The sequence below is a fragment of the Comamonas odontotermitis genome (genome assembly GCF_014207855.1).
GTDB classification, from domain to species: Bacteria; Pseudomonadota; Gammaproteobacteria; order Burkholderiales; family Burkholderiaceae_C; genus Comamonas; species Comamonas odontotermitis_A.
Genome location: NZ_JACHKZ010000023.1, coordinates 22,718 through 45,203 on the forward strand (window position 1 = coordinate 22,718; position 22,486 = coordinate 45,203).

Sequence of the window (22,486 nt, forward strand, 5' to 3'; positions counted from 1 at the left end):
CCTGGCAGCTACTTGCCTGCGTTGATGCACTAGACGCAGGCAGCAACAGCAACCACAAGAAGCCAGCATGCCGAGCATGTTGGCTTTTTTGCATTCGTCACGGCGGGTTTGCCGAAGCAGCTCCGTTGGATCTGCCACGAGGCATTGAATATCTGGGGGCAGTCGGCAACGCTTGATGCGCATCAAGATGCGACCTTGAAGAGCTGACTAAGCTCTCGCCATGCAGGACAGTCATACACGGCCCGTAGACGATTCCCTTCCCGTTTCTCAGGAGACGGGCCGCCGTCCTGTTTCTGGAACGCTGCTGCTCGACGATGCCCGAGAATGGTCGCGCTTTGGCCGCTGCCTGGACGATATTGCCGGTCGGTGGGAATCACACATCGTGGTCGGCGGCATGTATTGCGCTGCCTGCGCATTGACTATTGAAGACGCACTGCGCGCTGTGCCAGGCGTGGAGCAGGTAGAAGTCAGCACATCTGCCGAGCGCGCGCGCGTGGTGTGGGTTGCGGGGCAAACCCGTCCCTCACGCTGGATGGCCGCCATCGAGGCGGCGGGCTACCGCGTGCAGCCGGCCATGGATGCAATGGCACGGGAGATGCGCAGGCAAGAATCCCGCCAGCTGCTGTGGCGCTGGCTCGTGGCGGCCTTTTGCATGATGCAGGTCATGATGTATGCATGGCCGGTATACGTAGCCCAACCCGGCGAGCTGAGCGCAGACATGGAATCGCTGCTGCGCTGGGCCTCATGGGTGATTTCGCTACCGGTGCTGCTGTTTACCTGCCAGCCCTTCTTCAAAGGGGCATGGCGTGATTTGCGCAGGCACCAGGTGGGAATGGACCTGCCAGTGGCCTTGGGCATGGGCATCGCTTTCGGTGTCAGCACACTGGGCACGCTGGATCCGGGCGGTGCTTTCGGGAGCGAGGTGTACTTCGACTCGTTCACCATGTTCGTCTTCTTTCTGCTCTCCGGCCGTCTTCTGGAGCAGCGCCTGCGTCATCGCAACGCGGGCTTGCTGGACGAGGCGCTGAACCGTCTGCCGCAATCCGTCCAGCGTATCGGGCCTCATGGCGTGTTGCAGTCGGTGGCGCTGAGCGACCTGTGTGTAGGGGACATCATCCGTGTATTGCCGGGCGATATTTTTGCGGCGGACGGCGTGGTGCGCCGTGGAAATTCGCAGGCAGACGAATCGCTGCTGACCGGCGAGTCCACTCCCCGGCCCAAGCATGCGGGAGACGGCGTGGTGAGCGGCAGCACGAACCTGAATGCGTCGCTGGACGTAGAAGTCACGCGGTTGGGCGAGCAGACCATCTATGCGGGCATGGTGGCCTTGATGCGCCAGGCTGCCATGCAGAAGCCGGCGATGGTGCAACTTGCCGACCGGGTAGCGCGGCCTTTTTTATGGGGTGTGCTGCTGTGTGCTGCACTGGCTGCTGCGCTCTGGTGGCCGCAAGGCCCAGCACAGGCGCTGATGGTCGCGGTGGCAGTTCTCATCGTCACCTGCCCGTGTGCATTGTCACTGGCCGCACCCGCCTCGTTATTGTGCGCAGCGGGAGCGGCGGCGCGCCATGGGGTGCTGGTCAGGCGCCTGCAGGCTTTGGAGCAGTTGAGCCAGATCGATACCGTGGTGTTCGACAAGACTGGCACGCTTACCGGCGGTCAGCTGTGTGTGCAGCAGGTTTTGCCCTTGGGAGCACTGTCGGGCGAAGACGCTTGGCGTCTGGCAGCGCTGCTTTGCTGGGAATCGCGCCACCCTGCCGCGCGTGCTCTGATCCGGCCAGATATCGATGAAATGCCCGACTGGCAGGTGAGCGATGTCTGTGAAGTGGTGGGCCAGGGCCTGCAGGCGCGTGCGATGCCGCTGGAAAGTCGGACTGCACATTTGCCTATGATTCCCTTTGGGCAGTCTGTGGAATTGCGTCTGGGATCGGCCGCATTTACCGAAACTGCGTACGACACGGTGCCTGAAGCCCGGCTGGTGCTTGCTTGGCGCGACACGCGACATGGGCAATGGCATCCATTGGCCGGTTTCATTTTGGCTGAATCTCCAAGGCCGGAGGCCTTCCAGGCGTTGCAGGCGCTGCGCCGATTGGGGCTGCACATCTGCCTGCTGTCTGGAGACCGTGAAGAGGCTGTGCACACTGTGGCGCAGCAACTGGGAATTGAAGTGGCCCATGGACACTGCTCGCCCGCAGACAAGCTGGGCTGGCTGCAGGCCGAGCAATCCAAGGGCCGCCACGTGGCCATGGTGGGAGATGGCTTGAACGACGGCCCTGTGCTGGCGGCGGCTCAGGTGTCATTTGCCGTGGGTGATGCCTTGCCATTGGCACAAGCGCAGTCCGACATCGTGGTTCCTGGGGGTGACCTACGTCAAGTGGCCTGCAGCCTGCTCCATGCGCGCGCCACGATGCGCGTGATCCGCCAAAACCTGCTATGGGCTGCAGGTTACAACGCGCTTTGCGTGCCATTGGCCATGATGGGTCACATGCCTGCTTGGCTGGCAGGGTTGGGCATGGCGCTCAGTTCGCTGGCAGTAGTGCTGAATGCGGCTCGGCTGTTGCGTTGGCCAGTTGTTGAACTGCCAGACGCGGAAGCCGATCTTTGCAATGAAAACCAGGCGCTGGATCTGCAAACCATGGGCAGCACTTGAGCGGCCCGGAGATACTCATGGACATCCTCTATCTGATCATTCCGCTGTCGGTGCTGTTGGTGCTGGCGGTCGTGGCGGCGCTCTGGTGGGCCGTCCACAGTGGCCAATTCGAGAACATGGAGCCAGAAGGCGAACGCATCCTGCATGACTCTTGAGGCAAATCAAAGGGTCTGGAGTCCCAAAAGCGAACACTATCGATCAGGAAGGCCGGATTCAATTAATTGTGCTGAATAAGCATGCCTACTGTCCATGGATGCCATGGCAAGCCGAGCTTCCGACCTGTCAATGAGGGACAAAATGGTTGCGACTTCTTCACAAGCCAGCACCACCCATTACGACGACACCGTAGTTCGCCAATTCGCCTTCATGGCAGTGGTCTGGGGTGTGGTTGGCATGGCTGTAGGGCTGTTCATTGCTGCACAACTGGCTTGGCCAGAGATTGGTGCAGGTATTCCCTGGCTGAGTTACGGGCGCTTGCGTCCATTGCACACCAATGCCGTGATTTTTGCCTTTGGCGGATGCGCGCTGTTTGCCACCAGCTACTACATTGTGCAGCGTACCGGCCATACCCGTCTGTTCTGCAACAAGCTGGCCAGCTTCACCTTCTGGGGCTGGCAAGCAGTCATTGTGGCCGCTGCCATTAGTCTGCCGCTGGGTTACACACAGGGCAAAGAATACGCAGAGCTGGAATGGCCCATCGACTTGCTCATCACCCTTGTCTGGGTTGCGTATGCCATTGTGTTCTTTGGAACCGTGGGCATCCGCAAGGTACGCCACATTTATGTGGCCAACTGGTTTTTTGGAGCCTTCATCATTGCCGTTGCACTGCTGCACATCGTGAACAGTGCAGCCATCCCATCGGGTTGGATGAAGAGCTACTCGGCTTATGCGGGCGTGCAGGATGCCATGGTGCAATGGTGGTACGGCCACAATGCGGTGGGCTTCTACCTCACAGCCGCCTTCCTGGGCATGATGTACTACTTCATTCCCAAGCAGGCAGGCCGTCCGGTATATAGCTACCGGCTGTCCATCGTGCACTTCTGGGCACTGATCTTTACCTACATGTGGGCGGGCCCGCACCATCTGCACTACACCGCCTTGCCGGATTGGGCGCAGTCGGTGGGCATGGTGTTCTCGCTGATCCTGCTGGCACCCAGCTGGGGCGGCATGATCAACGGCATCATGACCTTGTCGGGTGCTTGGCACAAACTGCGTGACGACCCCATCCTGCGCTTCCTGATTGTCTCGCTGTCCTTCTACGGCATGGCCACTTTCGAAGGACCACTCATGTCGATCAAGACAGTCAACGCACTCAGCCACTATACCGACTGGACGGTCGGCCATGTGCATGCAGGTGCACTCGGATGGGTAGGGCTGATCACCATGGGTTCGCTGTATGCCCTGATTCCGCGCCTGTTTGGCCGTGAAAAGATGTATTCCATTCGCGCCATCGAACTGCATTTCTGGCTGAGCACGGTAGGCATCGTTCTCTACATCGCCGCTATGTGGATTGCTGGGGTAATGCAGGGCATCATGTGGCGTGAAGTTAACGCCGATGGCACTTTGGCCTATACCTTCGTCGAAAGCGTAAAGGCCACCTATCCCTTCTATGTCATTCGTGCGGTGGGCGGTCTTCTATACCTGAGCGGCATGCTGCTGATGCTCTGGAATGTATGGATGACGGTGATCTCGGGGCGTTCCATCCGGGTCGCCATTCCTGCGCCGCAAGCGGCACACGCCTGATCAAGGTACGACACCATGAGCAATGAGCAAACTACAAGCAAGGGCTTTAGCCACGAGCGTATTGAAACCAACAACTTCCTGATGATCATCTTGATCGTCCTGGTTGTTGCGGTTGGTGGCTTGGTCGAGATCGTTCCGCTGTTTTTCCAGAAATCCACGACCGAACCGGTTGCAGGTCTCAAGCCCTATACGGCCACCCAGTTGATCGGGCGTGATGTTTATCTGCGTGAAGGTTGCTACAACTGCCACTCGCAGATGATCCGTCCATTCCGGGCCGAAACACTGCGCTATGGCCATTACTCAGTGGCTGGCGAGTTCGTATACGACCATCCGTTCCAATGGGGCTCCAAACGGACGGGGCCTGATCTGCACCGTGTGGGCGGCAAATACAGCGATGAGTGGCATCGCGTGCATTTGAACAATCCGCGCGATGTGGTGCCCGAATCCAATATGCCAGCGTATCCCTGGCTGCAGGCGACAACCGTGGATCCATCCGATGCAGCGCCTCGTATGCGCGCATTGCGCAAGGTCGGGGTTCCCTACACGGACGACGAGATTAATGCGGCTCCCGAGGAGCTCAAGGGCAAGACCGAGATGGACGCGCTGGTGGCCTATCTGCAGGTGATGGGCCGTGCATTGAAGTAATGGAGCTTCCGATGGACATCAACGACTTAAGAATCTTCTTTACCCTGGCCTCACTCGCCTGTTTTGTAGGCATTGCGCGCTGGGCATACAGCAGAAACAACCGCGTCCGTTTCGACGAAGACGCCATGCTGCCTTTTGATGACGAGGCCCTGCCATCACAAGTTGAGCGGGGACAAAAATGAGCGATTTCACCAGCAATTTTTGGTCCGGGTATGTGGCGGCCATCACGCTGCTTAGTATTTTTGCATGTCTACTTCTGCTTTTTCTGACTGCCCGAAAGAAGGTGGTTTCCAAGGGCGAGGACAGCACGACGGGGCATGTATGGGATGAAGATCTGACCGAAGCCAACAATCCCATGCCGCTGTGGTGGATGGGGCTGTTTGTCATCACCATTGTGTTTGGCTTGTCTTACCTGGCGCTATACCCGGGCTTGGGCAGCTACGCTGGTGAAAGAAAATGGAGTTCGGCCCAGAGCTACCAAGCCGAGGTTCAGCAGGCAAACCAGGCCTTGGAGCCTGTTTATGCACGCTTTGATGCCATGAGCACACAGGCATTGGCCCAGGACGGAGCGGCCATGGGCATCGGTGAGCGCCTGTTCATGAACAACTGTGCGCAATGCCATGGATCGGATGCGCGCGGCAGCAAGGGCTTCCCCAACTTGGCTGACAGCGATTGGCTTTATGGTGGCTTGCCCGAGCAGATTTCGGAAACCATTCACAAGGGCCGCAATGGCAGCATGCCTCCGATGGCTGCTGCCGTGGGAACGGCTGACGATGTGCGCAATCTGGCGCACTATGTGATGAGCCTTTCCAACAGCCCGCATGATTCGTTGCGAGCACACCTTGGCAAGTCCAAGTTCACGGCCTGTGCCGCATGCCACGGAGTCGATGGCAAAGGCAACCAAGCCATTGGTGCTCCCAACTTGACCGATCAGGTGTGGCTGCATGGTTGGGGCGAGCAGGCCATTGTCTCCATCGTCAACAACGGGCGAACCAATCAGATGCCTGCTCAAGAAGGCAAGTTGACCGAGCAACAGATCAAAGTGCTTACGGCTTACGTCTGGAGTTTGTCCAACCAGGGAGGAGCTGCCAAGTAAAACCATTGCGTAAGCAGTCGGTGTCCGTCATTTTCAACGCTACCGGAGAAATTCCGGTGGGTAGCCAGGGCAAGCGATTTATTGTGGCCCTGGCAGAGGGTTTGGATGGAATCTCGTCGCCAAGCCCATAGTTTGTATGAATTCGCAGCCTCCTTCAGAAGATAAGCCGCGCACGGGGGCGTACCGTGCCATTCCTATAGTTCCTGCGCAGGCAGAGAGTTCAGACGCGCTGTACGCGGCGCAGCAGAAGATATACCCCCGCTCCATCACCGGCGTGCTCTCACGCTGGCGTTGGGCCATGGTGTGGTTGACGCAACTGCTGTATTACGGCCTGCCCTGGTTGACCTGGGGCGACCGGCCCATGGTTTTGTTTGATCTTGGGGCAAGGCGTTTCTATCTTTTTGGCTTGGTCCTGTACCCGCAGGATTTCATTTACCTGACCGCATTGCTGGTCATCAGCGCGCTATCACTTTTTTTGTTTACGGCGGTGGCGGGGCGTCTGTGGTGCGGCTATACCTGCCCACAAACGGTCTATACCGAGTTGTTTCTCTGGATAGAAAAGGTGGTCGAAGGCGACCGCAGTGCGCGCCTGCGACTAGACCAAGGTCGCTGGACATTTGAAAAGCTGCGCAAGAAGGCGCTCAAGCAGTTGCTGTGGGCTGCCATTGCGGTTTGGACCGGCTTCACCTTTGTAGGATATTTTGTTCCCATTCGGGCACTGGCGGCCGAGCTGATGGCGCTGCAAGGGTCTTGGCAAATTTTTTGGGTGTTGTTTTACAGTTTTGCCACCTATGGCAACGCGGGCTATATGCGGGAGCAGGTCTGCAAGTACATGTGTCCCTACGCGCGCTTTCAAAGCGCCATGTTCGACAAGGACACGCTCATTGTCAGCTACGACAGCTTGCGCGGTGAGCCGCGTGGGCCCCGTGCAAAAAAAGTGGATCCTCGTGCCCAGGGCCTGGGGGACTGCATTGACTGCAAGCTGTGCGTGCAGGTATGCCCTACAGGCATTGACATCCGAGATGGCCTGCAATACGAGTGCATTGGGTGTGGCGTGTGCGTGGATGCCTGCAACAATGTCATGGACAAGGTGGGTTACTCGCGCGGACTGATCCGCTTTGCCACCCAGAATGCCATGACCAATGGCTGGAACAAGACGCAGATGCTGCGCCGCGTATTGCGTCCGCGCGTTCTGATTTATGCCAGCGTGCTTGCGGTACTGACGATCGCCATGGTGTCCAGCCTGTATTTGCGCACTCCGCTCAAGGTGGACGTAGTACGTGATCGTGCTGCGCTGGCGCGTCTGGCGCCAGGCGGAAAGCTGGAAAACGTATATCGCCTGCAGATCATGAACGCCACTGAGGCGGCGCGTAGCTACCGCATTACTGCCAGTGGATTGGCTGGTCTGGAGGTGGTTTCCGAATCCACCACGCAAGTGGCTCCGGCCCAGGCACGCTGGGTGGCGGTGCGGCTGCAGATCCCTTATGGCAGCCTGCCCGCCGGATCACACCCCTTCCATTTTGAAGTGCGGGCCGAAGACGGTGCTGCATCTGAATCGGTAAACGAGAAGTCAGTGTTTTTGGTACCGCGATGAGCGCCATGTTTTTCATTCCAATATTCTGTACAGGAGCCCTGTCATGACTGCTGCGACGCCCCCGTCTCCCGTGCCTGCCGCGCCCTGGTGGAAGTTTGGTCATGTGTGGCTGCTCATTGCCGGCCCTGTCACGGTCGTGATCGCTGGTTTTGTCACCGGTTGGATTGCTGTGCATGGACAAGACCCTGTCATCGATTCCAACTATTACCAGAACGGCTTGCGCGTCAACCAGGAGCTCAAGCATTCAGAGAAATCGCTGACGCCAGCCGTACAGGGGCGCAACCATGCGGCAACTCCGTCAGCACCTGCACCTGCGGCTTCTGCCCGTGAAAAGTCCCATGACTGAGATACAAGGAGCCAAGCGGCGACGGAGGATGTGATGACAGAACTTGTCGCTCTATTGCCGCTGCCGCTCGATCAGCCAAGCCGGCACATGCATCAGGGCCCCGCATGCATCAATCAAACGCCAAGGCCGACAGTGCCTGACAGGGGCTGAGGCATGCTGATCGGCGTGATGACTACCTGCCTGGCGCTGGGATTGACGGGGGGCTTTCACTGTGTGGCGATGTGCGGGGTGCCTTGCACACGACTGACATGTGCCAGCACCTTGCCGGAGCCAGAATCCGGTGCAGTTGCCTCTACACCCCTTTTGCGTGCGGGCGCAACGCGGATTGCAAGGCCATCTCTCTCGCGGGTTCTGGCTTTGCACGGAGGGCGCTTGCTCAGCTATGCAGCGCTGGGTGCATTGGCTGGCAGCGTGGTGGGTGGGCTGGCGCAATTCGTGGAATGGTCACAGGCATTGAGGCCTTTGTGGGCGCTGTTTCAGTTGGCTGTGCTGCTGATAGGGATGGGCCTGCTGTTGTGGGGCGCGAGGCCCCCCGATTGGCTGGCGCGCAAACTCTATCCCTTGGGTTCGCGCGTACAGCACTGGCTGCAAACACCTGCGCGGCTTGGGGTGGCGGGCCTGGCGTGGGCGGGGCTTCCTTGCGGCCTTCTGTATTCGGCTGCTGCCATTGCTGGCCTTACAGGCCGCATGTTTGATGGCGCTTTGGCGATGGTGCTGTTTGGCCTGGGCAGCACCGCGTGGTTATTGGCAGCTCCCTGGCTATTGCGCCATGTGCAGGGCCGTTTGAGCGCATGGCGGCAGGAGCTTGGTGCGCGTCTGGCGGGTATTGCATTGGTGGCAATGAGCGGGTGGGCACTGTGGGCTCATGCATTGCGCGAGGCACCGCGCCTGTGGTGTTGATTACGCCCCGCTTTTGGAACGGTATCGGGCAGAGCGCCTGTCTTTAAGGCTGCGATGGACTTATTTCGGCAGAGCTGCCTGTTGGAGTGGCAAAACGGACAGAAGTGACCAGCGAGGGGCGGGCGTGTTTTCAGACACCGCGCGGAGGTTTTCGTTTTCAGCTACAAATAGTTCGTCGTCACTGAAAGACGGCTGCGACCATTGAACTCGATTCACCTGTAGAGCATTTTCATGACCCACAGCGCACAAGCACAAAGCAGCGACACACCGTTTCGCGTCTCCCTCAGCAATCCTCAGGGTCATCTCTGGTACGCAGATGAGCCCGCAAGCCTTGGCGGTGGGGAAACCGCACCCACGCCGTCGGCGCTTTTGTTGTCCGCGCTGGGAGCCTGCACGACCATCACCCTGCAGATGTATGCGCAGCGCAAGCAATGGCCGCTGCAGCATGTGGAGGTGGATTTGCAGCTCAACCCCCAGGGCGCAGGAGCCGCAGGCAGTGCCAATGCCATCGAACGGCGGATTCGCATTGTTGGCGAGCTCGATGATGGGCAACGCGAACGGCTGCTGCAGATTGCCAATGCCTGCCCCGTGCACAAGCTGCTGGAAGGTGGGGTGCGCATTACAACCTTGCTGGTATAGCGCGCCGTTGTCATCAGGCCATAGAAAAGGCGTCTCCACCCTCGCCAGTGAGCGAGACGCCTGCGATTGGATGGCTCAATTGTCCGCAGTGGTTTTCTATTTCACCAGGATATTGCCATTGTCCACGTGGTATTCGAACTCCGGCTTGGACAAGGATACGATCACTGGCTGGCCTTCGGATTCCCACGACAACACGAAGCTGGCAATGGCCGTGGCCACATCGACATCGAGGTTCTCGGGGATCGTTTCAAGCTGGCCGTCGCCAATGCGATGTTCCACCTTGCCTACCACGCGGGCTTTGAAGTTTTCCGGATAGTTGTGGGAGTGTTCAGTCGTCATAGGTTGTCTCTCCTTTGCTATGAGGGGCACCGCACCGGCGGCTAACACACAAAAATGCGGCTTGCGCCACCCCAAGGGCGACCACAGCCGCATGCATTGTTTTTACCACAGCACCAAGACTGCGATGTGTAAGAAGCTGTCGACGATTGCAGTGTGCAAATGCCTCAACACTTGCACCGCGCTTGAGCGCATTTCAATCGTAGCTTCGCGCGTCTTCAATCACCTTGCCGTCATTGGGCAATTCACCCGGGCGTAACAGGACGATTTCGGCGCGCAGTTTGGTGACTTCGCGCACGGCATCTGCAATCTGTTCGGAAAGGCCTATGCCCAGCTCGCGTGTTTCCACCTGCAGACTCATCTGGTCGTTCGCCATGGCGCCGGTCACCACAAGGCGGGCTTTTTCCACCTGAGGAAAGCGTTTGACGATTTCGGCGATCTGGCCGGGGTGCACAAACATGCCCCGCACCTTGGTCGTCTGGTCGGCGCGGCCCATCCAGCCCTTGATACGGGTATTGGTGCGGCCTGTGGGGCAGTTGCCGGGCAGCACCGCCGACAGGTCGCCCGTGCCAAAGCGGATCAGCGGATAGTCGGGATTCAAGGTGGTGACCACCAGCTCTCCCACTTCGCCTTCGGGCACCGGGTCACCAGTGCCGGGGCGCACGATTTCGACAATCACGCCTTCATCGAGCACCAGGCCTTCGCGGGCACTGGTTTCGTAGGCGATCAGCCCCAGGTCGGCCGTGGCATAGCACTGGTAGGCTGCTACACCCTGGCTGGCAAACCAGTCGCGCAGCGACGGCGGGCAGGCTTCGCCGGAGACGAGTGCCTTGGTCAGCGATGCAATTTTCTGGCCCTGAGATTGCGCCTTTTCCAGAATAATTTTCAGAAAACTGGGCGTACCGATATAGCCATGGGGCTGCAGATCCAACATGGCCTGCACCTGCTGCTCGGTCTGGCCTGTACCCGCAGGGAACACCGTAGCGCCTAACGCCTGCGCGCCTGATTCCATCATCGAGCCCGCAGGCACGAAGTGGTAGCTGAAACTGTTGTGTGCAAGCTCGCCCGCGCGAAAGCCCGCGGCGTAGATGGCGCGCGCCATGCGCCAGTAATCAGGGCGACTGCCTTCGGGCTCGTAAATTGGGCCGGGGCTGGCAAACATGCGCGGCATGGCCTTGCCAAAGCCGATGGCGTTGAAGCCACCAAAGGCATGGCGGGAGCGCTCGGATTTTTGACGCTCCAGCAGCTCATGCTTGCGGGTGACGGGCAGGCGCGCCAATGCTGCACGGCTGGTGATATCCGCAGCGTCCACACCTTGCAGGATGGCGGCAAATGCACTGGAATACTGCTGTGCATGCGCAATCTGGCGCGGCAGTGCGGCGAGCAGTGCCGCTTCGCGTTCCTGGGGTGTGCGCGTCTCCAGCGCGTCGTAGAAGGCACTCATGGAAAATCCTGTGAATGAAGGTGGAGGGCGTGGCCTATAAAACTGGCGCATCCCGATATGCGAGAGACCGAGGAAGGGCCGCCCCGCACCGAGGGTGTCGCCCCGCTCCCATGGCGCGAGGCGCGCAGAGAGAGGGGGAAGGCGCGCAGCGGCTCAGGAGGTACTTCATGCCAACCAGCGCTTGCGGCGCTTGTAGCTCTTGACGTCCTTGAAGCTTTTGCGTTCTCCCCCGCCCATGCCCAGGTAGAACTCCTTCACGTCCTCGTTGTTGGCCAGGTCGCTGGCGGCTCCATCCATCATGATGCGGCCGCTTTCCATGATGTAGCCATAGTCGGCGTACTTCAGCGCCATGTTGGTGTTCTGCTCGGCCAGCACGAAGGTGACTTTTTCCTTCTGGTTCAAATCCTGCACGATGTTGAAGACTTCTTCGACGATCTGCGGTGCCAGGCCCATCGATGGCTCATCGAGCAACACCATGCGCGGATTGCTCATGATGGCGCGGCCGATGGCGCACATCTGCTGCTCGCCGCCCGAGGTATAGGCCGCCTGGCTGGTACGCCGGGTCTTGAGGCGCGGAAAATAGTTGTAGACCTTGTCCAGATTGGCGGCGATCTCGCCCTTGCTGGTGCGTGTGTAGGCGCCGGTCAGCAGGTTTTCTTCGATCGTCAAATGCGCAAAGCAGTGGCGGCCTTCCATCACCTGCACCACACCACGTTTGACGAGGTCGGACGGCGAGAGGTTTTCGATGCGTTCGCCATCAAGCTCGATGCTCCCCTTGGTGACTTCGCCACGCTCGCCCTTGAGCAGGTTGGAGATGGCGCGCAGCGTCGTGGTCTTGCCCGCGCCGTTACCGCCCAGGATGGCAACGATACCGCCTTGCGGCACGGAAAGCGACACGCCCTTGAGCACCAGGATCACATGGTTGTAGATGACCTCGATGCCGTTGACCACGAGCAGCGGCGCTGCGGTAGATGCGGGATTGGATGTGCTCATGGCCTCACCATTTGCTATTGAAAATGGAGCTGTCTGCGCTTGTCTGGCAATAATTTCAAACCGAAATGTATTTGAAAAAATGCCAGACAAGCGCTACCAGCTATGGCTGCGCGATTCAGTTACAGCTGCGAATCGGCAGGTTCTTTTCCTTGGCGTACTTCTCGCCATACTCCTTGACCAGTGGATCGATCAGGCTCTTGTCTGCCTGGTACCAGTCGGAGACTGCGGTGAACTTGGCTCCGTCCCACTGTGCAATGCGCGACCAGTCGGCGCCCAGGTGGTTTTCGCAGCTGGTCTTGAACGGACGCAGGATCTTGCCAAAGCCCAGCTCATTGAGGCGTTCCTGCGTGAGATTCAGGTTTTCCAGACCCCAGCGCACCTGCTCGCTGGTCATCACCTTGCCCTTGCCGAACTTCTCTTGTGCGGCGCGGATGGCTTCCACCTGCAGCATGGCAATCATCATGCCGCGGGTGTGCGCCAACTGGCCCAGTTCCTTGGCGTCCGATGCCGTGCCCTGGTTCTTGTCGTACAGCATGGCCTTGACCTCGTCGTGCACCTTGTCGCGCTCGGCAGTGTTGTGGATGGTGACGGTGTTGTAGCCCTTGGCGCCGGCGCCGATGTCCTTCACGTCATGGTCGGAGCCTGCCCACCAGATGGCGTACATCTTCTCGCGGGGGTAGCCGGTGGCCTGCGCCTCACGCACGGCCGTAGGCGTCATCACGCCTGCAGACCACAGCAGCACATAGTCTGGGCGGTTCTGGCGAATCTGCAGCCAGGTGGATTTTTGCTCCACGCCGGGGGCAGTCACCGGCAGCAGCATCAGCTCGAAACCATCCTTGGCCGCGCGTTTCTGCAGCAGCGGAATGGGCTCCTTGCCATACGGAGAATCGTGGTAGACCAGCGCGATCTTCTTGCCCTTGAGATTGCCCTTTTCCTTCTTCAGGATGTCCTGAATCATCGAGTCGGCAGCGGTCCAGTAGTTGCCCAGCAGCGGGAAGTTCCACTCAAAGGCGCGGCCGTCGGCAGACTGCGACAGGCCGTAGCCTGGGGTTACGACAGGCATCTTGTCGCCTGGGGCCTTGGCGCTTACTGCGAAGGTGATGCCGGTCGATTGTGTGTCAAAGCTGGAGACGCCCGCCTTGGTCTTGAAGCGCTCGTAGCATTCCACGCCCTTGGCCGTGTCGTAGGCGGTTTCGCATTCCTCAAAGGCAATCTTCACGCCGTTGATGCCGCCCTTGGCATTGACGAGCTTGAGGTAATCCTGCTTGCCGTCGCCCCACGGAATACCCAGTGGTGCAAACTGGCCGGTGCGATACACCAGAAGCGGCACGAACTGCTCCTGGGCTTGCGCGGCAGGGGCTGCAACCAGTGCGCCCATACCCAGCGCTGCGGTGGCAGCGGCGATAACAGCTTTCTTGAAAGACATGGTTCTATCTCCTTTGGGTTGTTGGGGACTGATTACCCCTGTCACGAACACTCTGCGTTGCTCTGCTGAAAACGGATCAATGGGGGAAAGGCCACAGACGCAGCTTCTGGCGGGCCGTGGCCCACAGCTTGGCCAATCCGTGCGGCTCGACAATCAGGAAAAACACGATCAACGCGCCAAACACCATGTGCTCCAGATAGGTGGCAGTGGCGGTGGAGATCGGCAGGCCCAGCCAGTGCGGTACCTGGGTGAGAAAAATGGGCAGCAGCACGAAGAAAGCCGCGCCGAAGATGCTGCCGACGATGGAGCCCAAGCCGCCGATGATGATCATGAACAGCAACTGGAACGAACGGTCCAGGCTGAACGCCGCAGGCTCCCATGCACCCAGATGCACAAAGCCCCAGAGCGCGCCCGCCACGCCCACGATGAAAGAGCTGACGGCAAAGGCCGAGAGCTTGGCGTACATGGGGCGAATACCGATCACGCTGGCGGCCACGTCCATGTCGCGCATGGCCATCCATTCGCGGCCTACGGCACCGCGCACCAGGTTCTTGGCCAGCAGGCCGAGCACGCACAGAATGGCGAGGCAGAACAGGTATTTCTGCACCGGGGTTTCAATGGCCATGCCAAACACCGACAGCTTGCCTGCGCTCACCGAGCCCGAAGAAGAGTGGTTGGTGACCCAGGCTGCGCGGCTGGTGAGCCAATCGACAAAGAACTGCGCAGCCAACGTGGCGACTGCCAGATAGAGGCCCCGGATGCGAAGGCTGGGCAAGCCGAACAGCACGCCGATCAACATGGCGACGAAACCCCCGCCAATCAGCGACAGAATGAGCGGCATGCCTTCAAAGCGCACATGGAAGTTGTAGGCCGCATAGGCCCCTGCCGCCATGAAGGCGCCCGTGCCTAGTGAAATCTGGCCGCAGTAGCCCACCAGAATATTGAGGCCGATAGCGCCCAGCGACATGATCAGGAAGGGAATCAGCACCGCCTGAAAGGTGTAGTTGCTGAAGGTGAAGGGCACCACCAGAAAGGCCACTAGCAGGATGGCAACGATGGCCCACTTGTCTTGCAGAACAGGGAAGATTTGCTGGTCGGCCGCGTAGCTGGTCTTGAACTGGCCATTTTCACGATAAAACATAGGTCAGAATCTCCAGTTACACGCGGTCGATGATTTTGTCGCCGAAGAGGCCTTGTGGTCTGAACAGCAGGAAGCACAGCGCGAGACCATAGGCAAACCAGGTTTCGATGCCCCCGCCCACCATGGGGCCCAGGTAGACCTCGGAGAGTTTCTCGCCAATGCCGATGATCAGGCCGCCGACGATTGCACCGGGCACCGATGTGAGGCCGCCCAGAATCACCACCGGCAGGGCCTTGAGTGCCACGAGCGACAGCGAGTACTGCACGCCCAGCTTGCTGCCCCAGATGATGCCCACCACCAGGGCTACGCAGCCTGCGACCGACCAGACAATCACCCAGATGCGAGAGAGCGGAATGCCGATGGATTGCGCGGCCTGGTGGTCGTCAGCCACGGCACGCAGTGCACGGCCGGTCTTGGTCTTCTGGAAAAAGATGCTCAAGGCAACCACCAGCACGGCGGCGATGGCGGCGGCATACAGGTCTTCCTGGCTGATGAGCACACCGCCCTGGAACATGTTTTCCAGCACGAACATCGGATCCTTGGGCATGCCCACGTTGATGCTGTACACGGCCGAACCGAAGATCAGCGGCCCCAGCCCGTCCAGGAAATAGGCGATGCCCAGGGTGGCCATCAGCAGGGCAATGGGCTCCTGGTTGACGAGGTAGCGCAGTGCAAAGCGTTCGATCAGCCAGGCCACGCCCACCATGATGGCCATGGCCACTGCGAGTGCCAACGTAATGCTGACAAAGCCCGGCTCCATGCCCAGCCATTTGGGAATCCATTCGGAAAAACGCGCCATGGCCAGGGCTGCAAACAGCACCATGGCCCCCATGGCGAAATTGAAGACGCCCGATGCCTTGAAGATCAGTACAAAGCCCAGCGCAATCAACGCATAGAGCATGCCTACCATCAGGCCGCCAAACAGAGTTTCGAGAAAAAATGCCATGCTTCGCTCCTGGAACCTGTGCTCAGTGGCCTGCGCCGAGGTAGGCGCGAATCACGTCTTCGTTGGCGCGCACTTCATCGGGTGCGCCGTCGCCGATCTTTTTGCCGTAGTCCAGCACCACCACGCGGTCCGAGATGTCCATCACCACGCCCATGTCGTGTTCGATCAGCACGATGGTGGTGCCGAATTCGTCGTTCACATCCAGGATGAAGCGGCACATGTCCTGCTTTTCCTCGACGTTCATGCCCGCCATCGGTTCATCCAGCAACAGCACTTGCGGCTCCATGGCCAGCGCGCGCCCCAGGTCCACCCGCTTTTGCAGGCCGTAGGGCAACTGGCCCACGGGCGTCTTGCGGTACGCCTGGATTTCCAGAAAATCGATGATGTGTTCGACAAACTCGCGCTGCTGCATTTCCTCGCGCTGCGCGGGACCGATGCGCAAGGCCTGCATCAGGATGTTGCTTTTGACCTTGAGATTGCGGCCGGTCATGATGTTGTCGATCACACTCATGCCCTTGAACAGCGCCAGGTTCTGAAAGGTGCGGGCCACGCCCATCTCTGCCACCTGGCGGCTGTTCATGTGCGCAAAGGTCTGGCCGCGGAAGGTGATGGAGCCTTCCGAGGGCGTATAGACGCCATTGATGCAGTTGAGCATGGAGCTCTTGCCCGCGCCGTTGGGCCCGATGATGGAGCGGATCTCGTGCTCTTTGACGTTGAAGGAGATATCTGTCAGCGCCTTCACACCGCCAAAGCGCAGGCTGATGTTCTGGATGTCCAAAATGACGTCACCGATTTTTTTGCTCATGGGTGGCTTTCTCTCGGCAATGGCTTCAGGCAACAGACTTCACGGGCGTGAAGGTCTTGCTGTCGTCGATCTTCAAGGTGGCGCTCACGCTGCCGGTGCGACCGTCCTCGAACTTCACCTGCGTTTCGATGAACTGTTCCGTGCGGCCGGCATACAGCGCCTCGACCAGCACGCCGTACTTGTCGGCGATGAAGCCGCGGCGCACCTTGTTGGTGCGGGTCAGCTCGCCATCGTCCGCATCGAGCTCCTTGTGAAGCACCAGAAAGCGCGTGACCTGGCTGCCAGCGAGCATGGCGTCGGTTGCCAGATCGGCGTTGACCTTCTCGACGCAATCCTTGATGAGTGCGTAGACCTGGGGCTTTTGCGCCAGATCGGTGTAGCCCGCGTAAGGCAGGTTCTGGCGCTCGGCCCAATTGCCCACGGCCTCGAAGTCGATGTTGATCATCGCGCAGACTTTTTCGCGGCCATCACCCAGTGCTACCGCTTCCTTGATGAAGGGGAAGAACTTGAGCTTGTTCTCGACATACTTGGGTGCAAACATTGCGCCGTCGTTGGCGCCGCCCTTCAAGCGGCCCACATCCTTGACGCGGTCGATGATCTTGAGCTGGCCGCTCTTGTCCATGAAGCCCGCGTCGCTGGTGTGGTACCAGCCGTCTTCGCTCAGCACCTCGGCCGTGGCCTTGGGGTTCTTGTAGTACTCCTTAAGCAGCCCTTTGGACTTGACCAGGATTTCGCCGTTGTCCGCCATCTTGATCTCGACGCCGCGGATCGGATTGCCCACCGTGTCGGCAAACACCTGGTTGTCCGGCTGGATGCAGACAAACACGGCAGTTTCGGTCGATCCGTACAGTTGCTTGAGGTTGATGCCGATGGAGCGGAAGAAGGTGAACAGATCAGGCCCGATCGCCTCGCCAGCGGTATAGGCCACGCGCACCCGGCTGAAACCCATGTTGTTGCGCAAGGGGCCAAACACCATCCAGTCGCCCAGCCGGTAGCTGATCTTGTCCATCAGGCTCACGCGCTGGCCATCACGCAGGGCGGGGCCCACCCGTTTGGCCACTTCCATGAAGTGGTGGAACATCTTGCGTTTGATGAGGCCTGCATCTTCCATGCGGATCATCACGCTGGTCAGAATGCCTTCAAAAATACGGGGCGGCGCAAAGTAGTAGGTGGGGCCGACTTCCTTCAGATCGATGTTGACGGTGCTGCTCGATTCGGGGCAGTTCACCACATAGCCACAGGCCAGCCATTGCGCATAGCTGAAGATGTTCTGGCCGATCCAGGCCGGAGGCAGGTAGGCCAGCACTTCTTCCTTGCTGGTCAGCTTTTCGAATTCGGCGCCTGCAGAAGCGCTCTCCAGCAGCGAGCTGTGGGTGTGCACCACGCCCTTGGGGTTGCCCGTGGTGCCCGAGGTGAAGAACATTGCGGCCACGTCTTCGGTTTGCGTGGCATGCACCTGCCCCTCAAACCACTGAGGGTGGTTGTCGACGTATTCCTTGCCGGTGGCAATCAGGCTGTCGAGCGATGCCAGGCCCTGCTCCGAATAGTTGCGCAGTCCACGTGGATCGTCGTAGAAGATGTGGCTGATCAGCGGACATTGCTCGCGCAACTCCAGCAGCTTGTCCACCTGTTCCTGGTCTTCCACCAGGCAAAAGCGCACCTCTGCATTGTTCAAGGGGAACACACATTCCGCAGCAACGGCGTCCTGGTACAGCGGCACGGGAATCGCGCCCAGCGATTGCGCTGCCAGCATGGTGGCATAAAGGCGGGGGCGGTTGGCACCGATCAGTACCAGATGCTCTCCTCGCACGAGGCCTGCTTGCGCGAGGCCCGCTGCGATGTGCGAGACCAGGGCTGCCAGATGCGCCCAGTCATAGCTTTGCCAGATGCCGTATTCCTTCTCGCGCAGTGCAGCGTCGTGCGGCCGGCTGGCGGCATGCTGCAGCAAGAGCTTGGGAAAGGTAGTGGACATGTGCCGTCTCCTGAACCGTTTTTATTGGATCGCATGCTTTGAAAGCACACGTCGTTGTTGAAACGGAATGTAGAAGTAGCTTTGACGTTATTTTGTCTTTATGACGACAATCCTAGGGAAAGCACTCTCGGTGTTTACCTGTGATGAATGGCGGGTTGTGGTAGCAGAAAAGCCCGGCTGAATGCATGCCGTCTTGATGTAACGCAGAAGCAAATACGCTCCTGCGGACCACACTGCAATGTGCTCTTGCTTGGATGCGAGCGCTTTGCGGGTAATAGGTGATGCTGGGGGTAAAAAAAACGGCCCTCGGGCCGTTGCTTGGAGCTGGTGCGTGTTTACTCCAGCGATTTCACCAGATCGATGTACTGCTGCTTGGCATCATCCTGCGCCGTGCCTTTGAGCTGGTTCCAGGCATTCCATTTGGCAGACGCAACAAAGTCGGTGAATCCAGGCTTCGGTTCATTGTTGTCGCCAACGGCACCTTGCTTGTACAGGCCGTAAAGCTTGAGCAGGGTCTGATTGTCGGGGCGCTCGCTGAGGTTCATCGCGTTGTCCTTGGCGGCTTCAAAGGCGGTATTCAAATCGGTCATGGTATTTCCAATGCAATCAAAAGCTGGGCGTCAGTGTAGCTGGCGCGCAAGCGACAAACCAGCCTCGCACACTAGTGCGTTCCCTATAGGAATGCTGCAGGCTCTGCGGCAATCTTGCGCCCTATGACTGTCACTGCGTCCCTGTACCAACGTCGGCGTGCCCCCAGCCCTGACGAACTGGCGGGTATCCCCTGGCTGCGTGTTCTGCAGCCTGCGGAGCGCGACCACGCCGTGCGGCAACTGGTGGTGACGGAAGCTGAGCCCGGTGAATATGTATGCCGGGTCGGGCGCCCGGTTACCTTCTGGTTCGGCGTGATCGAAGGGTTGCTCAAAATGAGTGCCGAAGACAGCGAGGGCCGAACCATGACCTTCGCAGGCATGCCACGCAGTGGCTGGTTCGGCGAAGGCACTGCGCTCAAGCGTGAGCCCTACCGCTATGACATCCAGGCGCTGCGCAAAAGCACGATTGGTGGCATTCCGGTGGATACGTTCCACTGGCTGCTCGACCATTCATTGGGCTTCAACCGCTTCATGATGCATCAGCTCAACGAACGGTTGGCGCAGTTCATCTCGGCACGCGAGATTGATCGCCTCAACCGGCCCGAAGAGCGTGTTGCACGTACCTTGGCGGCGCTGTTCAATCCGGTGCTCTACCCCGGCGTGAGCGATGTGCTGCGTATTACCCAGCAGGAGCTGGCTTACCTGGTGGGTCTGTCTCGCCAACGTGTGAACGAGGCGCTGGCAGCACTGCAGGAACAAGGCGCGATCCGCATTGAATATGGCGGCCTGCGCGTGCTCAACCTGCAGGCTCTGCGCGGCAAGGGCTGGTTCGTCAACCCCGAGCGCGCGTGAGCAGCAGGGTAGCGTTGTTCAGGGCTTGCTTTCTGGAGCGCCGGGTGCGGAGCCTGGGCCGGTACTTGGAGTGCCAGGGGCCGCAGTGTCGGGTGCGGGCATGGTGCCGGGTGTGGCGCGAGGGGTGGGTACGGATGAAGGGCCTCGGTCGCAGCCGCTGACAGCCGCTGCACAGGCCAGCATCGCACACAGGGAAATCCATTTCATGGTGTTTCTCCAATTTTTGTCAAACGAAGTTTCATGCTACGCCGCTGCCGGAAGGTCAAAAGCGGCACTGTTGCATTCGTCATATCTGCTTGCAACTGCTTTTTTGGGGCGCGACGCTTCTGTTCATGCTGGTTGCGGCTCGCACGCCGTAGGCCCAGTCTGGCGTGGGAGAAGCAATCGGGCGAGTAGGGCGCTTTTCCCGTAAGAACCCCGGAAAAATGTAAGCGCACTTGCCGCGCAAGGGCGGCAACAAGGCCGTGCGGAGCGGCCAGGCATGGGATTAGCGCGACAATAGCGGGCTATGCCAAATGCCCCTGCCCCTTCTTCATCGCCCGCATCCTCTTTGCCTGAGGGCGAAGGCCGCAAAAAACTGACGCTCAGCAGCAAGCCGGCGCCGGCACCTGTCGCGCGCAGGTCGGCTGGAGCGCCGCGCAGCAATGCTGGCGCTAATGCCGAGAGTGGTGTGCGACGGGGCGGTGCATCCGGCAGATTTACAGGGGATGGCGGTCCCCGAAGTACACGGGGCGCCACAGGCAAGCCTGCGGGCGTTGATCGCCCGCGCGATGGCTTTCGCCCCGCGCAACCGGCCCGCAGCGACACGAAAGCCAATGTATGGCGGGCAGATGCTACGCCACGCACCATGCAGACGGCGACCGCCCAGGCGCAGAATGTGCAGCTCAAGGCTGAAGGCCAGGTGCGTGTGAACAAGCGCCTGTCTGATCTGGGCATGTGCTCGCGCCGCGAGGGCGATGCATGGATCGAGAACGGGTGGGTGCTGGTCAACGGCGTGGTCGCCACGATGGGCCAGTTGGTGAACCTGACCGACAAAATCGAGATTCAGCGCGCGGCGCAGGAGCAGCAGGCCCAGCAGGTCACCATTCTGCTCAATAAACCCATGGGCTACGTGAGCGGCCAGGCAGAAGATGGCCACGAGCCTGCCGTGGTGCTGATCAACCCGCCCAACCACTGGCGCGAAGACCGCAGCAAGACGCGCTTCAACTTCAGCCAGCTCAAGGGCCTTGCGCCTTGTGGCCGACTCGACATCGATTCGATCGGCCTGCTAGTGCTGACGCAGGACGGCCGCATCGCCAAGCACATCATTGGCGAAGACTCCGAGGTGGACAAGGAATACCTGGTGCGGGTGGTGTACGGCGCGGTGGAGAAGGATGTGGAACGCCATTTCCCGCAAGACAAGCTGGCGCTGCTGCGCCATGGCCTGTCGCTGGACGGTCAGGCACTGCTGCCCGCCGAGGTGGATTGGCAGAACCCCGAGCAATTGCGCTTTGTACTGCGCGAAGGCAAGAAGCGCCAGATTCGCCGCATGTGCGAAGCGGTGGGCCTGCATGTGGTGGGCCTCAAGCGCATTCGCATCGGCAAGGTCACGCTGGGCAATCTGCCGGTGGGGCAGTGGCGCTATCTGGGCGCGAATGAAGGCTTCTGAGCCAGTCAGCAAACCGAGGATTCGGTGAAGCGCAGCTGTTTGCGCAGAGCGGAATGGGCTTTCAGGTCTAAAACGCTTGAAACCCAATACCGATGCGCAATCAGCTCTCTTTTTATCTTCTTGGGCACACAGAATGGGCTGCTTGGTGTCAAGAAGCCCGGCTCCACAGCTCCGCATCGCTGCTGGATACCGCGCACGCGCCTGAGCGCAGTGCCAGTGCCACGTGCTCGTGGTTGCAGATGAAGCCGGACGCGACAATGGGTGGCATGGATTGCTTCTCGGCCTTGGAGATGTGCGCCAGCATGGGCGCTGGCATGATCTGAACGAGGTTGGGATCGCTTTGCTCGATAGCCTTGACGCTGCGCGGCCAGGTGGACCGGTCGGTCACGAACACCTTGAGCATGGTGAGCAGGCCCGCCTTGTTGGCCCGCTGGATGGTCGCCATTCTGGTGGACAGCAGGCTGCTGGCACCAATATCGACCAGGTAGTCCACAGCGCCCTTGTCCTGCGATATCCCGTCGCAGCTGTCGATGTTCACGATGGCGAGCTTGTCCGCCTTGGTGATCGTGGAGACCACCAGGCGCAGCTTTCGCAGCTCGATATTCGCGACGATGGCAACTTCGGCATCGCTGGCCAGAAACGCAGCCATCTGCTCGGCACCATAGAGGGTTGCCATGACGGGGTATCTGGCGAGCCTTGCGCCCAGGGAGCGGTCCATGCTGG

Annotated in this window: 22 protein-coding genes and 1 pseudogene; 12 read left to right on the forward strand and 11 right to left on the reverse strand. The window is 59.7% G+C overall.

The genetic code is table 11. The annotated features are described in order from the left end of the window. The first annotated feature begins 220 nt into the window (after window positions 1-220). The 10 genes and pseudogenes from HNP33_RS15780 to HNP33_RS15825 all read left to right on the forward strand — a co-directional run bounded on the left by HNP33_RS15780 (window position 221) and on the right by HNP33_RS15825 (window position 9,610). Window positions 221-2,647, forward strand: a complete 2,427-nt coding sequence (locus HNP33_RS15780; RefSeq protein ID WP_184710178.1) for a heavy metal translocating P-type ATPase — start codon at window positions 221-223, stop codon at window positions 2,645-2,647. Between the two features lie 17 nt (window positions 2,648-2,664). Beyond that, entirely contained in the window at window positions 2,665-2,802 is a 138-nt protein-coding gene (ccoS, locus tag HNP33_RS15785) for a cbb3-type cytochrome oxidase assembly protein CcoS (RefSeq protein WP_184710177.1), read from the forward strand. 142 nt (window positions 2,803-2,944) lie between these two features. Further along, window positions 2,945-4,390, forward strand: a complete 1,446-nt coding sequence (gene ccoN / locus HNP33_RS15790) for a cytochrome-c oxidase, cbb3-type subunit I (protein ID WP_184710176.1) — start codon at window positions 2,945-2,947, stop codon at window positions 4,388-4,390. Between the two features lie 15 nt (window positions 4,391-4,405). Further along, complete coding sequence (gene ccoO / locus HNP33_RS15795; protein WP_184710175.1) at window positions 4,406-5,035, forward strand: cytochrome-c oxidase, cbb3-type subunit II; 630 nt, start codon at window positions 4,406-4,408, stop codon at window positions 5,033-5,035. Between the two features lie 11 nt (window positions 5,036-5,046). Continuing rightward, window positions 5,047-5,181, forward strand: a pseudogene (locus HNP33_RS15800) (cbb3-type cytochrome oxidase subunit 3); the annotation flags it as partial. A 32-nt stretch (window positions 5,182-5,213) separates the two neighbouring features. Next, on the forward strand, window positions 5,214-6,131 hold the full coding sequence (gene ccoP / locus HNP33_RS15805) for a cytochrome-c oxidase, cbb3-type subunit III (RefSeq protein WP_184710171.1): 918 nt from the start codon (window positions 5,214-5,216) through the stop codon (window positions 6,129-6,131). Window positions 6,132-6,267: 136 nt separating this feature from the next. Continuing rightward, window positions 6,268-7,725 (forward strand): cytochrome c oxidase accessory protein CcoG, encoded by a 1,458-nt coding sequence (gene ccoG, locus HNP33_RS15810; protein WP_184710169.1) that lies wholly within the window; start codon window positions 6,268-6,270, stop codon window positions 7,723-7,725. Window positions 7,726-7,768: 43 nt separating this feature from the next. After that, the gene (locus HNP33_RS15815; RefSeq protein ID WP_184710167.1) at window positions 7,769-8,071 is read left to right on the forward strand and encodes a FixH family protein; all 303 of its coding nucleotides are present in this window, start codon (window positions 7,769-7,771) and stop codon (window positions 8,069-8,071) included. A 168-nt stretch (window positions 8,072-8,239) separates the two neighbouring features. Then, complete coding sequence (locus tag HNP33_RS15820) at window positions 8,240-8,971, forward strand: sulfite exporter TauE/SafE family protein (RefSeq protein WP_184710165.1); 732 nt, start codon at window positions 8,240-8,242, stop codon at window positions 8,969-8,971. 231 nt (window positions 8,972-9,202) lie between these two features. Beyond that, window positions 9,203-9,610: an OsmC family protein gene (locus HNP33_RS15825; protein WP_184710163.1), complete on the forward strand. Its 408-nt coding sequence runs from the start codon at window positions 9,203-9,205 to the stop codon at window positions 9,608-9,610. A gap of 96 nt (window positions 9,611-9,706) precedes the next feature. On the opposite strand, the gene HNP33_RS15830 is transcribed toward HNP33_RS15825, so the two are convergent. From HNP33_RS15830 to HNP33_RS15870, 9 genes are all read right to left on the reverse strand, one after another. Next, window positions 9,707-9,949 (reverse strand): hypothetical protein, encoded by a 243-nt coding sequence (locus HNP33_RS15830; RefSeq protein WP_184710161.1) that lies wholly within the window; start codon window positions 9,947-9,949, stop codon window positions 9,707-9,709. A 193-nt stretch (window positions 9,950-10,142) separates the two neighbouring features. After that, window positions 10,143-11,390, reverse strand: coding sequence for a phenylacetate--CoA ligase family protein (locus HNP33_RS15835; RefSeq protein WP_184710159.1), 1,248 nt, complete (start codon window positions 11,388-11,390; stop codon window positions 10,143-10,145). A 165-nt stretch (window positions 11,391-11,555) separates the two neighbouring features. Then, window positions 11,556-12,383 (reverse strand): ABC transporter ATP-binding protein, encoded by an 828-nt coding sequence (locus HNP33_RS15840; RefSeq protein WP_184710157.1) that lies wholly within the window; start codon window positions 12,381-12,383, stop codon window positions 11,556-11,558. Between the two features lie 115 nt (window positions 12,384-12,498). Then, window positions 12,499-13,809 (reverse strand): ABC transporter substrate-binding protein, encoded by a 1,311-nt coding sequence (locus tag HNP33_RS15845; protein WP_184710155.1) that lies wholly within the window; start codon window positions 13,807-13,809, stop codon window positions 12,499-12,501. A gap of 76 nt (window positions 13,810-13,885) precedes the next feature. Beyond that, the gene (locus HNP33_RS15850; RefSeq protein ID WP_184710153.1) at window positions 13,886-14,950 is read right to left on the reverse strand and encodes a branched-chain amino acid ABC transporter permease; all 1,065 of its coding nucleotides are present in this window, start codon (window positions 14,948-14,950) and stop codon (window positions 13,886-13,888) included. Between the two features lie 16 nt (window positions 14,951-14,966). Continuing rightward, a complete protein-coding gene (locus tag HNP33_RS15855; RefSeq protein WP_184710151.1) occupies window positions 14,967-15,896 on the reverse strand; it encodes a branched-chain amino acid ABC transporter permease in 930 nt (309 codons plus the stop codon). 22 nt (window positions 15,897-15,918) lie between these two features. Next, complete coding sequence (locus HNP33_RS15860) at window positions 15,919-16,701, reverse strand: ABC transporter ATP-binding protein (protein ID WP_184710149.1); 783 nt, start codon at window positions 16,699-16,701, stop codon at window positions 15,919-15,921. Between the two features lie 25 nt (window positions 16,702-16,726). Further along, window positions 16,727-18,673 (reverse strand): AMP-dependent synthetase/ligase, encoded by a 1,947-nt coding sequence (locus HNP33_RS15865; RefSeq protein WP_184710147.1) that lies wholly within the window; start codon window positions 18,671-18,673, stop codon window positions 16,727-16,729. 335 nt (window positions 18,674-19,008) lie between these two features. Then, window positions 19,009-19,263 carry an acyl-CoA-binding protein gene (locus HNP33_RS15870; RefSeq protein WP_184710145.1) on the reverse strand — a complete coding sequence of 85 codons (255 nt, stop codon included), beginning with the start codon at window positions 19,261-19,263 and terminating at the stop codon, window positions 19,009-19,011. 123 nt (window positions 19,264-19,386) lie between these two features. On the opposite strand from HNP33_RS15870, the gene HNP33_RS15875 reads away from it, so the two are divergent. Beyond that, a complete protein-coding gene (locus HNP33_RS15875) occupies window positions 19,387-20,115 on the forward strand; it encodes a Crp/Fnr family transcriptional regulator (RefSeq protein ID WP_184710143.1) in 729 nt (242 codons plus the stop codon). An 18-nt stretch (window positions 20,116-20,133) separates the two neighbouring features. On the opposite strand, the gene HNP33_RS15880 is transcribed toward HNP33_RS15875, so the two are convergent. Next, window positions 20,134-20,322: a hypothetical protein gene (locus tag HNP33_RS15880; RefSeq protein ID WP_184710141.1), complete on the reverse strand. Its 189-nt coding sequence runs from the start codon at window positions 20,320-20,322 to the stop codon at window positions 20,134-20,136. Between the two features lie 640 nt (window positions 20,323-20,962). On the opposite strand from HNP33_RS15880, the gene HNP33_RS15885 reads away from it, so the two are divergent. Continuing rightward, window positions 20,963-21,763, forward strand: coding sequence for a pseudouridine synthase (locus HNP33_RS15885; RefSeq protein ID WP_418903853.1), 801 nt, complete (start codon window positions 20,963-20,965; stop codon window positions 21,761-21,763). Window positions 21,764-21,911: 148 nt separating this feature from the next. On the opposite strand, the gene HNP33_RS15890 is transcribed toward HNP33_RS15885, so the two are convergent. Then, entirely contained in the window at window positions 21,912-22,481 is a 570-nt protein-coding gene (locus HNP33_RS15890) for a glycerol-3-phosphate responsive antiterminator (protein ID WP_184710137.1), read from the reverse strand. Between the last annotated feature and the right edge of the window lie 5 nt (window positions 22,482-22,486).

Bases quoted from the DNA above. Each gene is read 5' to 3' on its own strand.
- ccoG (WP_184710169.1), top strand. From the start codon at position 6,268: ATGAATTCGCAGCCTCCTTCAGAAGATAAGCCGCGCACGGGGGCGTAC.
- HNP33_RS15840 (WP_184710157.1), bottom strand. From the start codon at position 12,383: ATGAGCACATCCAATCCCGCATCTACCGCAGCGCCGCTGCTCGTGGTC.
- HNP33_RS15830 (WP_184710161.1), bottom strand. From the start codon at position 9,949: ATGACGACTGAACACTCCCACAACTATCCGGAAAACTTCAAAGCCCGC.
- HNP33_RS15880 (WP_184710141.1), bottom strand. From the start codon at position 20,322: ATGAAATGGATTTCCCTGTGTGCGATGCTGGCCTGTGCAGCGGCTGTC.
- HNP33_RS15885 (WP_418903853.1), top strand. From the start codon at position 20,963: ATGCAGACGGCGACCGCCCAGGCGCAGAATGTGCAGCTCAAGGCTGAA.
- HNP33_RS15860 (WP_184710149.1), bottom strand. From the start codon at position 16,701: ATGAGCAAAAAAATCGGTGACGTCATTTTGGACATCCAGAACATCAGC.
- HNP33_RS15825 (WP_184710163.1), top strand. From the start codon at position 9,203: ATGACCCACAGCGCACAAGCACAAAGCAGCGACACACCGTTTCGCGTC.
- HNP33_RS15820 (WP_184710165.1), top strand. From the start codon at position 8,240: ATGACTACCTGCCTGGCGCTGGGATTGACGGGGGGCTTTCACTGTGTG.
- HNP33_RS15780 (WP_184710178.1), top strand. From the start codon at position 221: ATGCAGGACAGTCATACACGGCCCGTAGACGATTCCCTTCCCGTTTCT.
- ccoN (WP_184710176.1), top strand. From the start codon at position 2,945: ATGGTTGCGACTTCTTCACAAGCCAGCACCACCCATTACGACGACACC.
- HNP33_RS15865 (WP_184710147.1), bottom strand. From the start codon at position 18,673: ATGTCCACTACCTTTCCCAAGCTCTTGCTGCAGCATGCCGCCAGCCGG.
- HNP33_RS15850 (WP_184710153.1), bottom strand. From the start codon at position 14,950: ATGTTTTATCGTGAAAATGGCCAGTTCAAGACCAGCTACGCGGCCGAC.
- ccoO (WP_184710175.1), top strand. From the start codon at position 4,406: ATGAGCAATGAGCAAACTACAAGCAAGGGCTTTAGCCACGAGCGTATT.
- HNP33_RS15870 (WP_184710145.1), bottom strand. From the start codon at position 19,263: ATGACCGATTTGAATACCGCCTTTGAAGCCGCCAAGGACAACGCGATG.
- ccoS (WP_184710177.1), top strand. From the start codon at position 2,665: ATGGACATCCTCTATCTGATCATTCCGCTGTCGGTGCTGTTGGTGCTG.
- ccoP (WP_184710171.1), top strand. From the start codon at position 5,214: ATGAGCGATTTCACCAGCAATTTTTGGTCCGGGTATGTGGCGGCCATC.
- HNP33_RS15815 (WP_184710167.1), top strand. From the start codon at position 7,769: ATGACTGCTGCGACGCCCCCGTCTCCCGTGCCTGCCGCGCCCTGGTGG.
- HNP33_RS15855 (WP_184710151.1), bottom strand. From the start codon at position 15,896: ATGGCATTTTTTCTCGAAACTCTGTTTGGCGGCCTGATGGTAGGCATG.
- HNP33_RS15875 (WP_184710143.1), top strand. From the start codon at position 19,387: ATGACTGTCACTGCGTCCCTGTACCAACGTCGGCGTGCCCCCAGCCCT.
- HNP33_RS15845 (WP_184710155.1), bottom strand. From the start codon at position 13,809: ATGTCTTTCAAGAAAGCTGTTATCGCCGCTGCCACCGCAGCGCTGGGT.
- HNP33_RS15890 (WP_184710137.1), bottom strand. From the start codon at position 22,481: ATGGACCGCTCCCTGGGCGCAAGGCTCGCCAGATACCCCGTCATGGCA.
- HNP33_RS15835 (WP_184710159.1), bottom strand. From the start codon at position 11,390: ATGAGTGCCTTCTACGACGCGCTGGAGACGCGCACACCCCAGGAACGC.